Origin of the sequence: Massilia aquatica (genome assembly GCF_011682045.1) — a bacterium.
In the GTDB taxonomy this organism is placed as follows: domain Bacteria; phylum Pseudomonadota; class Gammaproteobacteria; order Burkholderiales; family Burkholderiaceae_D; genus Telluria_A; species Telluria_A aquatica.
In genome coordinates this window covers 409631-427501 of record NZ_VVIW01000001.1, presented here as the reverse complement: position 1 = coordinate 427501, position 17871 = coordinate 409631, and the positions used below count along the sequence as shown (strand labels likewise).

The 17871-nt window shown below is 61.4% G+C and carries 15 protein-coding genes and 1 tRNA gene; 10 read left to right on the top strand and 6 right to left on the bottom strand.

The annotated features are described in order from the left end of the window. Positions 1-169: 169 nt before the first annotated feature. Positions 170-1729: a methyl-accepting chemotaxis protein gene (locus F1609_RS01995; RefSeq protein WP_187362890.1), complete on the top strand. Its 1560-nt coding sequence runs from the start codon at positions 170-172 to the stop codon at positions 1727-1729. A gap of 91 nt (positions 1730-1820) precedes the next feature. On the opposite strand, the gene F1609_RS01990 is transcribed toward F1609_RS01995, so the two are convergent. After that, positions 1821-2201, bottom strand: coding sequence for a translational machinery protein (locus F1609_RS01990; RefSeq protein ID WP_167074136.1), 381 nt, complete (start codon positions 2199-2201; stop codon positions 1821-1823). 227 nt (positions 2202-2428) lie between these two features. Beyond that, on the bottom strand, positions 2429-3955 hold the full coding sequence (locus F1609_RS01985; RefSeq protein ID WP_167074133.1) for a flavin monoamine oxidase family protein: 1527 nt from the start codon (positions 3953-3955) through the stop codon (positions 2429-2431). A 232-nt stretch (positions 3956-4187) separates the two neighbouring features. Here F1609_RS01985 and F1609_RS01980 point away from each other — a divergent pair, with 232 nt between their 5' ends. The 5 genes from F1609_RS01980 to F1609_RS01960 are packed head-to-tail and all read left to right on the top strand — an operon-like array spanning position 4188 to position 10916. Beyond that, the gene (locus F1609_RS01980; protein WP_167074131.1) at positions 4188-6923 is read left to right on the top strand and encodes a type VI secretion system Vgr family protein; all 2736 of its coding nucleotides are present in this window, start codon (positions 4188-4190) and stop codon (positions 6921-6923) included. Between the two features lie 9 nt (positions 6924-6932). Further along, a complete protein-coding gene (locus F1609_RS01975; RefSeq protein ID WP_167074129.1) occupies positions 6933-8066 on the top strand; it encodes a T6SS effector phospholipase Tle3 domain-containing protein in 1134 nt (377 codons plus the stop codon). Next, on the top strand, positions 8067-9143 hold the full coding sequence (locus F1609_RS01970) for a hypothetical protein (RefSeq protein WP_167074127.1): 1077 nt from the start codon (positions 8067-8069) through the stop codon (positions 9141-9143). Next, positions 9140-10618, top strand: coding sequence for a virulence factor (locus F1609_RS01965; RefSeq protein ID WP_167074125.1), 1479 nt, complete (start codon positions 9140-9142; stop codon positions 10616-10618). The genes F1609_RS01970 and F1609_RS01965 overlap by 4 nt, the downstream gene beginning before the upstream one ends. Positions 10619-10652: 34 nt before the next feature. Further along, the gene (locus tag F1609_RS01960; RefSeq protein ID WP_167074123.1) at positions 10653-10916 is read left to right on the top strand and encodes a PAAR domain-containing protein; all 264 of its coding nucleotides are present in this window, start codon (positions 10653-10655) and stop codon (positions 10914-10916) included. A 67-nt stretch (positions 10917-10983) separates the two neighbouring features. Here the strand turns inward: F1609_RS01960 and F1609_RS01955 are convergent, their stop codons facing one another. Next, positions 10984-11865 (bottom strand): LysR substrate-binding domain-containing protein, encoded by an 882-nt coding sequence (locus tag F1609_RS01955; RefSeq protein WP_167074121.1) that lies wholly within the window; start codon positions 11863-11865, stop codon positions 10984-10986. 111 nt (positions 11866-11976) lie between these two features. On the opposite strand from F1609_RS01955, the gene F1609_RS01950 reads away from it, so the two are divergent. Both F1609_RS01950 and F1609_RS01945 read left to right on the top strand, forming a co-directional pair. Further along, positions 11977-13398 carry a pyridoxal phosphate-dependent decarboxylase family protein gene (locus F1609_RS01950; RefSeq protein WP_167074119.1) on the top strand — a complete coding sequence of 474 codons (1422 nt, stop codon included), beginning with the start codon at positions 11977-11979 and terminating at the stop codon, positions 13396-13398. Between the two features lie 108 nt (positions 13399-13506). Further along, positions 13507-14001, top strand: a complete 495-nt coding sequence (locus F1609_RS01945; RefSeq protein WP_167074117.1) for a helix-turn-helix domain-containing protein — start codon at positions 13507-13509, stop codon at positions 13999-14001. Here the strand turns inward: F1609_RS01945 and F1609_RS01940 are convergent. After that, positions 13983-14717, bottom strand: a complete 735-nt coding sequence (locus tag F1609_RS01940; RefSeq protein ID WP_167074115.1) for a siderophore-interacting protein — start codon at positions 14715-14717, stop codon at positions 13983-13985. The two genes, F1609_RS01945 and F1609_RS01940, sit on opposite strands and share 19 nt — an antisense overlap. 25 nt (positions 14718-14742) lie before the next feature. Here F1609_RS01940 and F1609_RS01935 point away from each other — a divergent pair, with 25 nt between their 5' ends. Next, positions 14743-15225 (top strand): MarR family winged helix-turn-helix transcriptional regulator, encoded by a 483-nt coding sequence (locus F1609_RS01935; protein ID WP_167074113.1) that lies wholly within the window; start codon positions 14743-14745, stop codon positions 15223-15225. A gap of 56 nt (positions 15226-15281) precedes the next feature. On the opposite strand, the gene F1609_RS01930 is transcribed toward F1609_RS01935, so the two are convergent. Then, entirely contained in the window at positions 15282-16250 is a 969-nt protein-coding gene (locus F1609_RS01930; RefSeq protein ID WP_167074111.1) for a hypothetical protein, read from the bottom strand. A gap of 203 nt (positions 16251-16453) precedes the next feature. Between F1609_RS01930 and F1609_RS01925 the strand changes: the two genes are divergently transcribed. Further along, the gene (locus tag F1609_RS01925) at positions 16454-17623 is read left to right on the top strand and encodes a hypothetical protein (RefSeq protein WP_167074109.1); all 1170 of its coding nucleotides are present in this window, start codon (positions 16454-16456) and stop codon (positions 17621-17623) included. A 147-nt stretch (positions 17624-17770) separates the two neighbouring features. On the opposite strand, the gene F1609_RS01920 is transcribed toward F1609_RS01925, so the two are convergent. Continuing rightward, positions 17771-17847: transfer RNA gene (locus tag F1609_RS01920), tRNA-Ile, on the bottom strand. Between the last annotated feature and the right edge of the window lie 24 nt (positions 17848-17871).

Below are 17871 nucleotides of genomic sequence, written 5' to 3'. Positions count from 1 at the left end.
TGATGATTGAAGCTATTTTGCGCGTAAAGCGTGGGGAAATCGGTGTTTCCGGCAAATATTTGTTGATTTTTGGAAACTACTGGCGCACCATATCGGCAGTGTCATCAATTCTTGCGCGCTCATGCTGTTCCGTGGTTGAGTGACGCCCACCATGTCCGGACCGCACACCATGCCCTCTTCCACTACGATCAAAATTGCTACCAAACTTTACAGCGCCTTTGCCCTGGTCCTGTTCATCACGCTGGTACTGGCCGTCTTCGCCGTGGTGCGGATGAACAGCGTGGACAAGGCCATTGGCAACCTGAACCACGTTACCGAGGAAAAACTCGATCCGCTGCACGTGGCGCGCGAAGCACTGGCGCAGACCGGCATCGCGGCGCGCAATGCGTTCATCTTCGTCGACAACGGCGCCGCCATGAGGGAGCTCGATATCGTCGACCAGCAAAAGGCCATTTACCTGGGCGCGCTGGCACAGCTCGACAAGGCATTTTCCGGCGATGCCGATTTCACCAAGGTCAAGGCGGGCTTGCAGGCGATGGCGAAGGAACTCGAGCGTCCGCGCCAGTACCGCGCCAAGGCCGAGATGGACGCCTTCGGCCAGTTCCTGGTCAACGAGTGCAGCCCGCTGCGGCGCCAGATCGTGGCTGACATCGACGTGCTGCTGAAAAAAGTCCAGTCGCAAAGCAACGCGGCCAGCAACGAGGCCAGCCACCAGGCGTCCAGCGCCACGCTCTGGATCGGCGTGCTGAGCATCCTGTCGGTCCTGGTGTGCCTGAGCGTCGGCTTCCTGATCGTGCGCGGCCTGCTCAGGCAGCTCGGCGGCGAACCCGCCTACGCCACCGAAGTGGCGCAGCGCATCGCCCAGGGCGAATTGCAGCACGCAGTCGATGTGCAATCGGCCGTGCCGTCGAGCCTGGTATTTGCGATCAAGACCATGCGCGACAGCCTGAGCGGAATCGTCTCGAAAGTGCGGATGGGCACCGAATCAATGGCGCTGGCGTCGAGCGAGATTGCGGCCGGCAATATCGACCTGTCGCACCGCACCGAACACCAGGCGTCGGCGCTGGCCGAGGTGGCGGCGTCGATGGCCCAGCTGGTCAGTTCGGTCGGGCGCAATGCGGAGTACGCCGCCAACGCCAGCAAACTGGTGCAGGCGGCCTCGGAAGTATCGGTGCGCGGCGGCGAGGCGGTCGATGGCGTGGTGGCGACCATGGGCGTGATCAATGCCTCGTCGCGCAAGATCGTCGACATCATTGCGGTCATCGATGGCATTGCATTCCAGACCAACATCCTGGCGTTGAACGCCGCCGTGGAAGCGGCGCGTGCCGGTGAACAGGGGCGCGGCTTCGCGGTGGTGGCCTCGGAAGTGCGCAACCTGGCGCAGCGCTCGGCGGCGGCGGCCAAGGAAGTCAAATTGCTGATCGACGATTCGGTGTCCAAGGTCGGCACCGGCACCATCCTGGTCGAGCAAGCGGGCAACACCATGCGCGAAGTGGTGGAAGGGGTGCAGCGCGTAAGCCAGATCATGGACGATATTTCGTCGGCCACGCGCGAGCAGGGCGTCGATATCGGCAGCGTCGACAAGGCCATCGTCAAGCTCGACGAAATGACCTTGCAGAATGCGGCGCTGGTCGAACAGGCCGCCGCCGCGGCGCAGTCGCTGCAGAACCAGGCGGCCGAGCTGGCCGACGTGGTACGCGTGTTCAAGGTCGAGGCGGCGCAAGCATAAGCGGGGCCGCCCCGGGCGCGGGACGTAAAAAAACCGGGAACGCCCGCTAACGGCGCTCCCGGTTTTTTACGTCAAGCTGGTTGGCAAATGCTTAATGCATGATGCCTTCTTTGACAAAATACTTGCGCGCGAAGGCGAGCAGCTGGCCATCGTTCGGATGGTCGACCGTTTCGACGCTGACCACCTTGGCAGCCACGGCGGCGTGCTGCTTTTCCAGGTGCTTGATGAAGACCAGCTTTTCCTGGCCGGGGCCGACGATCAGGATTTCCTGGGCCGCTTCGATGGCGGCGGTAATCTCGTTCAGGTACTCGGGATTCTGTTCCGACTGGATGCTGGCATCGACGCCGGCTTTTTTATGCTGCGAATGCACGGAGGAGGTCTTGATGACTTCCGACTCGGCGGCATCGCGCGTGAAATGGATAACGTGAGCTTCGGCCTGGTCGAGCCAGACGACGACGTGATTGAATGACATGATGGTATTCCTTGAGGTGAAGCGTGATCGTGCGCGGACGACGGCCATTGCGAGGCACGACGCAAAAAAGACGGCGCGGCATTCGGCCGCGCCTTAAACGGAACGTGCGCCGGCCTGGGCCGGGGCATTGCAATCGAATGAACCCATTGTGCCCGCGCAGAGCCAGGCCGTCCGTACGGAAGCGCACGTAGCCGGAATGTCAATTTTTTCGGCCGGCGGTGGCCGTCTCAGCGCTCGTGCAGGATGGCTTCCAGCGCCAGCTCGGAACTGTTCAGCGCCCCTTCCACGAAACCCTGGTAGTCGGAATAGGCTTCGCCGACGATGTGCACGTTTTTCGCGCCGCTACCGAAATCGAAGGCCTTGAAGGCATCCATCACCTTCCACGAGCGCACGCCCGGCTGCCAGCCATGGTTGGCGGCGCCGTACGGCGCGCGCGCCCAGTCGCGGATGCCGTAGGTGATGATCGAATTCTTGATGTAGGCCGTGGCCTGGGCCAGTGTCTGGTCGCGGAACACCGCCTTCGAATGGTCGTTGAGCTTGAGGTGCGATTCGTTCGTTTCCAGCAGGCGCTTGACGTCGCGCGCGACGAACAGGGCGAAAGCGTCGACGATGCGCGCATCCTGGTCGACTTCGGCGCGGTCGTGCTTGTCCGGCTCGCTCAGGTAATGGCGCCAGAACTCGGTCGAGGGGCGGTCCATGTACAGCAGCACCATGCCGTGGCCGTCCAGGTCGCGTCCCTGCGGACGGCGGAAATAATGCACTTCGCGGGTCGGCAGGCAATTCGCGTACTGCTGCGGCGGCTGGTCGTAATCCCACCAGGGCGCGTTGCTCACGAAGAAAATCTTCAGCATCGGAAAGCCGTTGACGGCATCCAGATGGGTGGCGATGTGCTCCGGCAGGTGCTGCGCCAGCTTGACCAGCGGCATGCGCGGCAAGGCCAGGATCAGGCGTGCCGCTTGCAGCTTGATGGTGTCGTTCTTGGTGCGCACGTCCAGCTCCATGCCCGGCTGGCCCAGGCCGGTCGGGCGGAAACCGAGCAGGGTATGGCCGCCGGCCAGGGTGATGTTGGGCAGGCTGTGGATCTTGGCCATCAGGCCATCGGTCAGCTTGGCCGAGCCGCCGGCGATGCTGGCCAGCTTCTGGCCCACGGTTTTCAAGGCGCGCAGCCACCAGATGATCCACTCGATCGCGTTCAGGTTCTCGGGAATCATGTGATAGAAGGTGCCGGTGTCGCGCAGCTTGACCAGCGCCCGGTGGCTCAGGATGCCCTGGCCCGACATCACGTTCCAGAAACCGGTGGCCCACAACGGATGGCCGTGCAGCTGCGCGTGGCGGCGCAGGCGGTTGTAGTCGGCTTCGGTCAGGCCATCGATCCAGGCCTGGTCGTTTGGCTCGCGCCCCATCACCAGCATGATGCCGCGCTTGAGCAGTTGCAGCGAGTTCAGGCCCTGCTCTTCGGGCGGCAGCTGGCTGTCCGGTACGCTGAGTTCATCGGCCGAGGGACCGGAAAAATCGACCAGGCCCACGCCCAGCTCGGCGCACAGCTGGGCAAAGCGCGGCTGCAGGGTCGGCTCGAAGCGCATCGGGCCGTATTCGGCGATGAAGCCGTCCATGTCTTCGGTTTCGATGCGTCCGCCCCAGCGGTCGGACGAAGCTTCCAGGATCAGCACCTGGTGCCCGGCTTCGGCCAGGCGGATGGCGCAGTACAGGCCGGAAACGCCGCCGCCGGCGATGACGATTTGTTGTTCAGACATGGGAACCATTCACGCGGATGTTGTGCCTTTGGCACCGAGGGCGCGATTGTGCCATGTAATTGATGAGCTTGGCAGGGGTGGTAAGGCGACAGCGGGGCCGGCTTGGGTTGCTGTTGTAGTTTGGCATCACCTGATCATGAATTGCGATTGGGCAATGTTTGCGTTGCGTTGCACTTGCATAGTGGAATGGATGAATCACCCAGTCCGCCTCTCTCTTTCCAGGAGTGCATGCATGATTGCCAGTCCCCTGCCCGCCGCTTTCCTCAGCGAAGCGAACCGTCCGATCCGTCTGCGGCTGTGCGGCGATAAAGGCGTACTCGACGACAAATTACTCGTCAAACATGTGAGCGGCACCGAAACCATGTGCGGTGGAATCGAGTACTGCCTGCTGTGCGTGGCCACGCAGGCTGGCATGGCGCTCAAACAGTTCATCGCCAATCCGGTCGAACTTCAATTCGTCACCGCCAGCGGCGCCTTGCGCTCGGTGTGCGGCATCGTCACCGGTGCTTCTGAAGGCCAGAGCGATGGTGGGCTGGCAACCTATCAGCTCATCGTTCGCGACGCGTTTTCGCTGCTCGATAAAACCTGCAACACCCGTGTTTTTCGCAATGCCAGTGAAGTCGACATCACCAACGTGATTTTGCGCGAATGGCGCCAGTCCAACCCGATTGCAGCGCGCGCCTTCGAATTCGACCTCGGCCATCTGAACAGCTATCCGGCACGCGAATTCACGATGCAGTACAACGAATCGAACGCCGCGTTCTTGCGCCGCTTGTGGAAACGGCGCGGCATCGCCTGGTTCATCGAGCCCGGCAAATCGAGCGAACGAGGCAGCGACGACACGCCGGTCCACACCCTGGTACTGTTCGACGACGCCATGGCCTTGAAAAAAAATGCCGCCGGCACGGTCCGCTACCACCGCGACGCGGCGACCGAAACGAGCGACACCATCACCGCCTGGCACGCTGTGCGCAGCCTGACGGCGGGCACCGTGAGCCGGCGCAGTTGGGACTACGCCCAAGCATGGTCGATGGCCAGCCAGGAGCGCTGCGCCAATGACCAAGGCACGCTTGGCAACCAGTTCGCCGCCAGCCTCGACGACTATCTGATCGACGTGCCGCATGCGGGCGACAACGCCGGCGACTATCGCAGCCTGGCCGCGCTGCGCATGCAGCACCACGAGTACGACGCCAAGTTCTTCCAGGGCGAAGGCAGCGAACGCAATATGTGCGTCGGCCAATGGAACAGCGTCACCGGCCATCCGGAGCTGGCCTCGCACGCAGCCCATGAATGCGAATTCGTGGTCACGGAACTGCGCGTGCAAGCCCAGAACAACTTGCCAAAGGCCCTCGTCGAACGGGTGCGGCGCCTGTTTGCGCTCAACCACTGGCGCAGCGACAGCGGCTCGCTGGAACAAGCCAGCGCCGAACGCGATGTGCGCTACACCAACTGCTTTACCTGCGTGCGGCGCGGCATCCCGATCGTCCCTGCCTACGATCCGCGCATCGACCTGCCGCGTACCGAAGCGCAAAGCGTGACCGTGGTCGGGCCGCCAGGTGAGGAAATCCATTGCGATGCGATGGGGCGCGTGAAGATACGCTTTGCCGGTTGCCGCGTGGAAGACCACGCGCACGCGCAAGGCGCCGGGGCGTCCGACAGCGAGCGCGACTCGGCCTGGGTGCGCGTGGCCAGTGGCTGGGCCAGCGCGCACTACGGCGCCATCTCGCTGCCGCGCGCGGGCGATGAAGTCATTTGCGTCTTTCTCGGGGGCGATCCGGACAAGCCGCTCATCATGGGCCGCGTGCACGGTGGCGATACGCCGCCACCCGCGTTCAGCCACACCAGCCGGCTCCCGGGCGACCGTTGCCTGTCCGGCATCGTGAGCAAAGAAGTCCATGCGCAGCGCTACAACCAGTTGCGCATGGATGACACGCCGGGGCAGATCAGCGCCCAGCTCGAGAGCGAACACGGACACAGCCAGCTCAACCTGGGCTATCTGACCCATCCGCGCTGTCACGGCGCTGCCGACCCGCGCGGAGAAGGCTTCGAGCTTGCCACCAACGACAGCGGCGCCATCCGCAGCGCCAAGTCGCTGCTGATCTCGGCGTGGAAACGGCTCGACGCCTGCGCCGGGCAATTAAGCAGCGAGGAACATCTGGGCCTGATGCAGGATTGCCTCGACCTGTTCAAGTCGTTGGGACAGTACGCGGCCGAACACCAGGCGCTGGAACTCGATGCCACGCCGCAGCAGGAACTCAAGGACGACCTCGACGCGGCGACCGGCGGCAGCAATACGGCGCCGCAACAGTCGGGCGGCAAGCCGACCTTGAGCATGACGGCGCCGGCCGGGCTGGCGTTGAGCACGCCGAAGACGCTGGTCAGCTACGCCGGCGTGAATATCGATACAGTGGCGCAGCAGCACATGCAACTGACCAGCGGCCAGCGTTTCAACCTGAACGCGGGCAAGGGAATATCGCTGTTTTCGCATCGGGATGGCATCACGCAGATTGCCCATCACGGCAAGTTCCTCATGCAAAGCCAGCACGACGACATGCTTGTCGATTCGGCCAAGGACATCAAGATCACGGCCGGCAAACGGGTGATCGTCATGGCGGAAGATGAAATCACCTTGATGGTTGGCGGTGGCGCCTATCTGACGCTGAAAGGCGGCAATGTGGAAATCGGCGGGCCCGGGCCGATCGACATCAACACGAACGGCCATCACTGGAACGGGCCTGCCAGCGCCACGCCGGTCCTGCCCTCATTTACAGACGGCGAGTTCGGCCGCATCCCACGCCTGCTGCGTCCCACCGACGGCAAACCGGTCGAAGGCATGAAGCTGCATGTCGAGCGATCGGACGACGGCCCGCTGTCCGGCAAAAGCAATGCCGCTGGCGAAGGCGACAAGATCACCAGCGATCGCCTGCAACTGCTGACCGCCACGTTTTTCCGATCAGATTCTGAATGAGGAACCTCCATGAACCCATCTTCCAACCCGGAACAAGCTCAGGGCGCGACAGCGGCCTGCAGCCCACTCGATGAACCCGATGCCCTGATGGTGGGCGTCAATTGTGGCATTTCCCTGCTTAACTCCAAGCACCTCGATGTGCTGATGCAGTTGCCGCTGCCTGGCATCATCATCTTCGTACACGGCGTCAATTCCGACGGCGAGTGGTACGAGCAGGCTGAGGATGGATTATGCAAGGGACTGAACGACCGGCTCAAGCGGCGCGATGAACACATGGTATTTTCGACCCCGGCGGGCGGGCAACTCAGGCCGGTGCAGTATCGCGCGGAGCTCACGGAGGATGGGTTTCTTGATCCTGAATGCTCGGCGAAAAAATTCATTTCAGAGGAAGATCATTTTTCTCCGGTGATCCGGTTCCGTTGGGGTTACAAAGCCAGTTCTAAAGATTTACAGGAATACGGCGACGGACTATATCTCAATGAAAAAGACTATTGGGGCGGCGGGCCGTTTGCCAACGGGTGCACGGCGCTGCCCGATTTGTGGAGCAGTGGCTTATCCGATCAGCTGTTTCTGTGGCTGCATGTCCAGCACTTGAATCCCACCAATAACCGTGACGTGTATGCGTGCCCGCCGCGCCCTTATTACGTGCTGGCGGCGCTGCGCCTGGCCAAGCTGATCGAATCTTTGCGTAAGAAGCAGGCTGACGTGCCGATCACCATCGTCTGTCATAGCCAGGGCAATATGGTTGCCATGGCTGCCGCGTTTATCGGCGACGAACTGGCCGATGTGACGGATACAAAGGGAAAAAGCGGGCGCTGCGTTGCCGATACCTACGTACTTTGCAACCCGCCGTTCAGCTTGGTGGGTAAAAACGCTACCCAGGGCTGGGCCGAGCGCGACATGAAAGACGCTCAGGGCAACGGTGGGCGCCAGTCTTTGTCCGCGCGTAACAGCACTCTCGCTGCCTTCTTCGACATTTTGCGCAAGCAGATCCCGAAGGAGCAACCGGTGCGGAGCATCGACGAATTCATGAAGAACGAAGCGCACGGCTTCGACGCTCAGTCCGACCGCAACAAGTACGGTTACGGACTTAAACCGTCGACGTATGGCCGCGTGACACTGTATTTCAATCCGCATGACTAAGTGATCTCTGCAAGCACCGTGCAGGGAATCGGCTGGCGCGGCTTGAGTCAACAGGAAATCGATGCCACCAGCGGCGGTGGGACGTTTTGCCAGCGTGTCTTTTCCCATGAATTTTTGGTGGGGCCGCAAGGGAAGTACGATTTTTGGGAAAACCAATACGACAAGCCCAAGCGTGGCAGCCAGGCATTCTGGACTCCGGAGTCGCCCAAGGCAAGGTATTCGATATCCAAGGGACTCGATGCCAACACCTCCTTTGTCGGAAAAATCTGGACGGTCATAACAGCGCCCGTGATGATCGTCGCGACCGGGGTAACGAGCATACGCATCAACGCGCTACCGCCGGACGACTGGACGGTTCCGCTGACCGCGCCGATCCTGCCGGAAGCGTTTTTACCCGAAGGCCTGCGCTTTGGGCAGTCCAGCAAGAACTTCGATCAGGGTTTCGACGCGCCGGGGGAATATCGCAACAAGGGCCGGGAATACAAAGATGGCGATCCCTACAAGGACGAGCAAGCCACGGCGGCCGAAGATACCGCAGGTGCCGAGGCCAAGCCTGCCGGTGCGGCCAAAGGCGACAAGGAGAGCGAGGCATCGCTACGTTATGAACATCACGCCATGTTGCGCATGAAGGCCAAGCGCGAGGGTTTGTATAAAAAAGACGCAAAGGTTAAGGAGGAAGACGACCCGACAAGCGCCAGCGACCACTACAAGGCGTGGCGCTCAAAACATATCAAGTCCAACCTTGCCGCGAATATCAATGCGCATGCTACCGATCACTCGACGATCATGACCAATGGGATGCATGCACAGAAGGCGTTGGCGTATGACGTGGCGATTGGCTGTTGCCATATAAAGAAAGAAGATTTGCACAAATTGAGGATGTCCGCGGATTGGCGTCATCTTGATGGATTAAATAAAGACGATAGTCACCACGTATTTTTAAATTATTTTCAATACGGAAAGTTTTCTGAGCAATCGGTTGAGCAGTGGGCGAAAAATTCTGTCAGCGGCAGGATGCCGTCGAAAATTATTGATCAGCGAGAAATCTTCGGAAGTAAGAAAGGCGGAAACTCATGAATGGTCTTGTTTCCAGTAGAAAAAAGCGCTTCAGCTGGGCAGTGCTTTCATTTGTCATCGCGATGAGCATCTCTCTCTGGTTCAATTATCACGCAGATAACGCCTCATCCAAGAAATCAACTGATGGAGAAATCATGACTCGTTTGCTAGTTTTACCCACTCTACTTGCAGTTGCAGTACTTGCGTTCACTACTGCCTGCGCAATCAAACCCAACGCTAAAGTCGGAAGTGCCGCGCCAGCTCCCGCCGTTAAACCAGCCGCTCCGTTCGCCGCCCAAGTTGTGGGAGTGCAATGGCTCAATCCACTGCAACGGCGCGATTACCCAACTGAATGGCAGTTATTATGGACATTAGGGCTAGTTCAGCCCAACAAAGACGATGATATGGTCAGAAAAAATCCAAAGAAATACACGAAACTCCAGGCGATCACAGAAATAGCATACGGCAACGATGGAAGAGAAACCTTTGAAGGCTTTCACGAAAAATACGTCAATAAGCTAACTGTGCTTTTTCACGACATCTATTTCTCAAACCCCAAGTACTTCTATAATGCGCACTCGCTCACTGACAAGAAAACCTGGCGCGAACTGGCAGGAATTCATGTGGAATATGCCCTTCCTGTCGGCAGGCTCGATCCGCTTACCGCCGCAGAAACGACGCGCGACTATCTCATTAAGACCTTTTCCATCGGTAACGTGCATATGCCAACCACATGGTCGCGCAGCACGCCACCGGACGTACGCGTGACCATGGGCGGCCCGAACGCCGGCTTCACCTCCCTGTCCGCAGGACTCGACTACCTGCAGGCACACCCGAACGAAACAGTTTGGGTCATGAACTGGGACGCCCCGAATTTTCCGCCCAAAGACGAACAGATCAACGAGAACATGGTGCTCTTGGTTCTCGCCGGCCCTAACTACAACACCGAACGTGCCGCCCTCGCATGGCTGAGCTACCCAGCGCGCAAGAAGGTCGCCGACTTCGACGCTCAACAAGGCAAACCCAGCCGCGCCGTGCAGGCATGGCAAGCGACGCTGTCCGCTGCCACCCTCAACGCTGGCAAAACCACAGGCGACATCGGCTTCGTCATTCACGACGCCAACAACACCCATGCGGCATCCTCGGACCGGCTGGCCAACCTGGCCCACACCTTCACCACCGAGCTGGTCGAATTCGATTTCGCCAAGCAAACCTTCAACACGCCCGCCCTGCTGGGAGAGATGGGCGCCGGCACCGCGCTCACCAACGTTGCACTCGGCATTGCCATGGCCAATCACATGGGCAAACACGTCCTGGTTGCGGGCACGACCGATGCCGACGAAACGACCGCAGTGCTCGTCACGCCGCCGGCAACCGTGCGTCCTTTGAATCCTGACGCACCATGGTTTCGTGCGCGTGGGGAGAACAACGCCTACCTTCCATGGTGGGGCTTGCGTCACGACGCCACGCCCGGCTCGCAAGGCTATTCCAAATGAATGACTTCAAGCACACTGTTCGCGAGGACCCGTCATGCGTCTCGTCATTCGTCTGAACGACCCCACCACCCACGGCGGCAAAGTTATTTCCGCCGCCCCGACCACCACGGTACTGGGCATCATGGTTGCGCGCCTCGGCGACCGCTGCTCCTGCCCGATTCCGGGCCATGGCGCATGTGTCATCGTCGAGGGGGATCCGAAAGTGCTGATCCACGGCATACCCGTTGCCTTCGAAGGCCATGCAACCAGTTGCGGCGCGAGGTTAATATCGACCGTCCCCAACAGCGGACGCGGCTAGCGGTCTTCTGACAAGCTGTAGCGCCACCCGCCCGCTTGCGGCCGGCCACGCCATTGCCAGCCCTGCGTCACGGCGCGCGCGCAGCTTCGACCTCTATCCACTCCACGAAAGCGCGCGCGCCCGACGCGGCAAAGCTGTCCGCCAAACCGACCAGGTAGTAGCCGAACTGCGTCGGCCACTGCCCCTCAAGCGCCTTGCACAAAATCCCCTTCTGCAGGTCGGCGGCGGCGTAGATATCGCGCACCAGCGCCAGCCCCTGCCCTTCGCAGGCGGCGCGCACCAGCATATGTTCGTCGCTGAACGAGAGCCCGCGCCGCGCCTTGGGCGATTCACTGCCGCTCGCTTGCAGCCACAAGCGCCAATCCTGGCGCTCGCGGTCATGCAGCAGCGGGTAGGCCAGGCAATCGGCCGGGCAGCGAATCGGCGGCCCCTGCCGCAATAAGCCCGGCGCGCCGACCACGATCATGGCGGGCGACATCAACCAGCGCGCCTCCAATCCGGGATAGTGTCCCAGCCCATGCCGGATGGCGAAGTCGACCGCCTCGGTTTTCAGGTCGACCACGCGTGCATCGCTGTCGATCGCGAGCGACACGGCCGGATGGCGCCTGGCAAAGTCGCCCAGCCGCGGCAATAGCCAGCCGGACGCGAACGACGGCATCACGCTCACCACCAGTTGCCGCGCAGTGTCATCCGGCAGATCGCGGCGCGCCACGGTTTCGATCTGCTGGAACGAGGCCCGGATATCCGCATACAAGGCCGCCCCGGCAACGGTCGGCACCACGCCGGCCCGGGTCCGTTCGAACAGGCGCTGGCCGTGCCGCAACTCCAGCTCGCGGATGCGCTGGCTGATCGCGCCGGCCGTCACATGCAATTGGCGCGCGGCCTCTTTCATGCTGCCGGCGCGGCACACGACAAAGAAGGTATACAAGCTCTGTAGAGGAATCTGCATGGCCTCACTTTAGCCCAGCTATAGTGAAAGCGGCAACAGATCGTTTGCGCGCGCCGGGCGCCGGCTTTACGCTCGGGACTACACAATCAATGAAGGTGCTTGCAAACCGCCATGACAACCGCTTCCCCGTTTCGCCCGGCACTCGAACGTGCCCTGAGCCACGCCCTCGACCATCTTGATCATCTGGAGCAACAGCCGGTCGGCGCCCGCGCCAGCCTCGACACCCTGCGCAACCGCTTGTCCAGGCCGCTGGCCGACGCCGGCCTGCCGGCAGCACAAGTCATCGACGAGCTGGCCGCCGACACCGCCGGCGGCATCAACGGCAGCGCCGGCGGGCGCTTTTTCGGCTGGGTGATCGGCGGCGCCTTGCCGGCCGCGCTGGCGGCCGATTGGCTCACCAGCGCCTGGGACCAGAACGCCGCCACCTTTGCCTGCGCGCCGGCGGTCACCGTGATCGAAGAAGTCTGCGGCGGCTGGCTGAAGGACTTGCTCGGCCTGCCGCGCGACGCCAGCTTCGCCCTCACCAGCGGCTGCCAGATGGCGCACGCCACCGCCCTGGCGGCGGCCCGCAATGCGCTGCTGGCGCGCCGTGGATGGGATGTCGAGCGCGACGGGCTGTGCGGCGCGCCGGCGATCCGCATCCTGAGCGGCGACCAGCTGCACGGCAGCATCGCGCGCGCGGCCCGTTTGCTGGGCCTGGGCACGGGCGCCGTGCGGGCCCTGCCGGTCAATGCGGCCGGCCAGCTCGCGGCGGCCACCTTGCAACAGGCACTTGCCGAGAGCGCCGGTGCCCCGGTCATCGTGGTACTGCAGGCGGGCGACCTCAACATCGGCGCCTATGACTGTTTTGCCCAGCTCATTCCGCTGGCGCACCGCTACGGCGCCTGGGTGCACGTAGACGGCGCCTTCGGCCTGTGGGCCAACGCCAGCCCGCGCTACCGCCATCTGCTGGCCGGGGTGGCGCGTGCCGACTCCTGGGCGACCGACGGCCACAAGTGGCTCAACGTGCCCTACGACAGCGGATTCGCCTTCATTGCCCATGCCGATGCGCAGCGGCGCGCCATGTCCTACGAGGCCAGTTATGTTACCCACAACGATAAGGTGCGCGAACCCAAGGACTGGAATCCGGAATGGTCGCGGCGCGGACGCGGCGTGGCTGCCTATGCCGCCATGCGCGAACTCGGGCGCGATGGCATCGCCGCCATGGTCGAGCGCTGTTGCGCGGCGGCACACGCGCTCGTGACCGGCATCGCCGCCCTGCCCGGCGCGGAACTTGTATGGGAACCGACGGTCAATCAAGGGCTGGTACGGTTTCTCGACCGGACGCCGGACGCCGGCGAAAGCGATCACGACCGCTGGACGGATGAGGTCAGCAACGCCGTGCTGGCCAGCGGCGAAGCGCTGTTCAGCAACACCACCTGGCGTGGAAAGCGGTGCATGAGGGTATCGGTATGCAACTGGCAGACTGGCGATGCCGATGTCGCGCGCGCCGTCGCGGCCGTCGCGCAGGTGCTCGAAACGCGTCAAATCTAGGGAAACCAGGGGCGTGGCGGCCATTGTCGGGCCAATGTCGGGGGCGTTTCGTCACCGACACCGCTAGAATCGCGGAATACTCGTGGTTCACCAGCATCCGGAGACAGCATGATCCTCAAGCAACTTCGCCTCAGCCGCCATTTTTCTCAGGAACAATTAGCCCAGATGTCGGGCTTGAACGTGAGAACGATCCAGCGCATCGAAAGCGGCCACAAGGCCAGCGTGGAGTCGCTTAAATGTCTTGCTGCAGCGCTCGATGTAGAGGTGGCAACCCTGAACGAGGAGACCTTCGTGATCGACAAACAATCGGACAACTGGCATTCACTACCGCTGTGGCTGCGCTGCTGGTTCGGCTTCAGCTTTTTGCATATCCACCCGACCCGGCGCGTTGCCAAGCGCATCGAAGCGATGTCGCACGTCACCGGCTTCCTGTTTTGCCTGCTCGGGTTCGTCAGCGAAGCGGCGCTGGCCGGCGGCGTGATCATGCTGGCCACGGCGTATCTGTTTTACTTGTTTTCGTGGCAAGGCGACCGCTACGGCATCTGGTTCGACGCCCCAGCCGACGGCGCACCATCCGCGCCTGCTTACTCCAGGTTCTCGTGAAAGCCGCTGCCGCCGCGCTTCCAGTAGGCGGCGGCGCGAATCGCCGTCTTGTCCAGCCCCTTGACGCCGACCAGTTCCTGGCGCACGGCGGCCATGGTCGCGGCCTCACCGGCGCACCAGGCATAGCCGTCGCCAGCCGGCAGCGCCCACGCCTGCACGGCGGCGAGCAGCTCGGCATCGCTGCCGACCCAACGCAGGTCGACCTCGGCCTGGCCGGCAAAGGCGCGCCGGTCGGCCGCATCGTCAACCTTGACGATCACGGTGGCGCGGGTGCCGCCCGGCAGTTCTTCCAGGCGGCGCGAAATTGCGGGCAAGCCGGTTTCGTCGCCCACCAGCAAATGCCATTCATAATCGACCGGAATGATCAGCGAGCCTTTCGGACCGCCGATAATGACTTGCTGGCCGGGCGCGGCCTGGGCCGCCCACGCCGCGCAGGGACCGTCGCCATGCAGCGCGAATTCGATCACCAGCTCGCCCGCAGCCGGATCGAAGCTGCGCGGCGTGTAATCGCGCTTGGCGGCATCCGGCCCATCGCCGAGAATGAACTTGACGTGGTCGTCGAACGAGGCGCTGTGAAAATCATGCAGCGCCGCGCCGCCGAAGCTAATGCTGCGGAAATGGCTGCCGATGGCGCGCACGCTCAGCACCTCGACCCGGCGAATCTTGAGCTCGTGGCGCACACGCTGCACACGGCTGACTGGAGCGTCTATACTCATCGTTTTATCTTTCAATTGGTTGACAATGTCCCCTATCATCCACGAATCAAATGACAATGTCAACCATTCTGGCGAGGCGCGCCGGGATGCCGTGCTGGAGCTGATCCATTCGATCATGCACCAGTACCGCTCGCAACAATTCCAGGCCCTGCGCGATGGCCGGCACGAACTGACCCATATGGAAGCGAAGGTGCTGGCGTTTTTCGGCCATCATCCGGGTTCGACCCAGAGCGAACTGGCGCGCCACAGCGGGCGCGACAAGGCTCAGGTGGCGCGCCTGATCACGGCGCTACGCGAACGCGGCTTGCTGCTGGGCGCAGCCGATCCGGCCGACCGGCGCAACACGCACCTGTCCCTGACCGATGCCGGCAGGGCCATCCAGCAGGCGGCCCAGGCCGAAGCGGGCAAGCTGAACGCGCAGGCGGTGCGGGGGATGAGCGAGGAGCAGCAGCAAGTGCTGCTCGGACTGCTGATGCAGGTGAAGGGCAATCTGAACCGGGACGAGTAAGGGCCGATGTGCGGCAGGGAGCCTGTCTGGCCAGGCTCCCGGTACTACCGGCGCTGCTATTGCTGCACCACACCGGCCTGATTGCCGCTGCCGCTCTGGCTGATCGCGGCGGCAAAGCCATTGCCGTTCTGGATGATCGAGGCCTTGTTCGGCGTGGCGTAGTTATTGCCACCGTTTTGCGTGACGGACGCGATATTATTGTTACCCGTCTGGCTGACCAGCGACTCGCTGTAGTCCAGGCGCTGGACCACCGTCGCCTTGTTCAGATTGCCTGTCTGGACAATCCGGCTGGCATTATCCTGGCCTTGCTCGTCGGCGCTGGCAAGGTTGTCATTGCCCTTCTGGATAATGGTCTGTTCGCGCGTGAAATACGACTCCTTCTGTTTGACGCTGGCATTATTGGCGTTGCCGGTCTGCTGCACCTGCACCCCCGAATAGAGCGCATTATCCTGATCGATCGTGACCTTGTTCAGATTGCCGACCTGCTCCACCAGCGGCCCGCCGAAGCCCGAGTTGATCTGTTTGGCAGTGATATTGTTGTCATTGCCGTTCTGATAGGCGCGGATACTGAACGGAAATACGTAAAGCTGATCGACATTGACCAGATTGCGATTGCCGATCTGCTCGACCGTATTGGGTACTTCACCGGAATCCTTTTGCTTCACGACCGCCTTGTTATCGGCGCCGACTTGCTTGATGTTCGTGCCGCTGCGGTAGATATTGTCCTGCGAAATGGAGGCCCCGTTCCTATTTCCGTTTTGCACGATCTCAGCGTAAGCATCGTACGAGCGGATCTGGAAAATGCCGGGAGTCTTGGACAGCGGATCGCCAGCCACGTTGTTATTGCCTGTCTGCTTGACCGTGGCAGTCAGTTCGTAGAATTCATAATCCGGGGCCTGCTGCACCACGTACAGGCTGTTGCCTGTGCCCACTTGAGAGGTGGACACCGTGGGCTGGGCCAAGGCGGCGCCGCTGGCAAATGCCATCGCGAAGGCAGTGGCGATGGTTGAGAGTATTGTTTTCATGAAGTTTCTCCTTGAGAGTGCTGCGCAAAAAGGTGGCAGCGAAAGGTCCTGATGCCGCCGTGCATGCAGTGCAAACCGGCCGCTTCAATGGTCGAGTGTATCGGTCGATTCCGGCCCGCTTTTGATGGTTCTCAATGGCTGGGTCCGCTAGTTTTCATGCCCTCGTGTTACTCTCTTCGCAATATTTTTATGCGGGAATAGACATGGTCAACGCGTGCAGGCTGTTCTTTGTGTGCTGGATGCTCATCCTGAGCATGGGCGCGTTTGCCCAGGCCCCCGCGCCAGTGCCAGCGCGCACTGCCGCCGATATCAAAACCGGATTGATCGAACAGATGCGCAAAGACGGTTATTTGAGCGAGCCGGTGGCAAAGGAAGTGACGGACAAATATGTCAGCCCGGGCGATTTCCGGCAAGCGGTCGGCGCGGCCGGTAATGCGCAGATCAACACCCCATCGATGTGGTCGAAATATATGTCCTGGGTAAATCTGATCAAGGTCGTCGCGGTGATCTGTTTCCTGGTGGTGTTTTACGACGCGATCCTTAAAATAAGCAAGGCGCTGTGGATTTACGTGAGCAAAGTGCCGACCATTGCGTACCAGCTGGTGTTCCTGTCACTGACCGTGTTCGGAACGCTACGTCCGCACGCGATCTGGCCATCGCAAGCGTTTTACGTGGCGCTGTTCTGCGGCTTTGCGAACGTCATGCTGGTGGTGTGGATGGTAATGAGCTATGAGGTCATTGGACGAACGCTAAACAAGCTTGCCCTGTACCGCCGGGCGCCGCACAGCGCAGACAGTTTGCTTGGTATGCTCTATTTCGGCGCGCTGGCCTTGATGTACCAGTCGGGCATATTCGGATTTTTTGCCGCAGTCTGCCTGTCCGGCGTTTTTTCGTTCAGCATGCTGTACACGCCGGGCACGCTATCGCTGCAATTTGACGAACGCCTGCTCAACGCGATGGTATTCGGCCATCTGATCGTGCTCACGGCGTATTGCGTCATGCGCAGCACCGGTATGCAGTGGGAAGCGGCCGGCTATTTCGCGGCCGGCATCGAGTATTACTGCACCATTGCGCTGGCGGTTGCCTTGCTGGTGGGCGCCTCGCCGTGGCCGCTGAGGCCGCACCGCAACCGGTACATGGCCTTGTTTATCCTGCTGGCGGTCGCGGCGAGCCTGATCTACGTGTTTCTCGACTTGAAAGTCAGCGCCAGCATCCTCTTATGTTTTTTCGTACTGGTGACGCTGGAGTGGGTCGGCTACCTGGGGTTCAGGATCAATATGCTGGTGGGCGCCGGCGCGCTTGGGGCGCTGTTGTACGGGATTGCCGTGCTGCTCGAAAAATACGGTGGGCTGATCGTGCTGGCGCAGACGTAGCCTCAGGCGCGTTGAAAGGGGGCGGACATGCGCGCGACATACTGGCCATAGGCACCGCGCCCGGCCTCGCCACCGCCCAAGTTGACAAGTCGCAAGCTCCGGCAATATGAAAAAGGGGAACAGCTCACGCTGTTCCCCTCTTCTGTTTGGTAGGCCCGGACGGACTTGAACCGTCGACCAAAGGATTATGAGTCCTCTGCTCTAACCAACTGAGCTACAGGCCCAAAATTTGTACTAAATACCGGCTA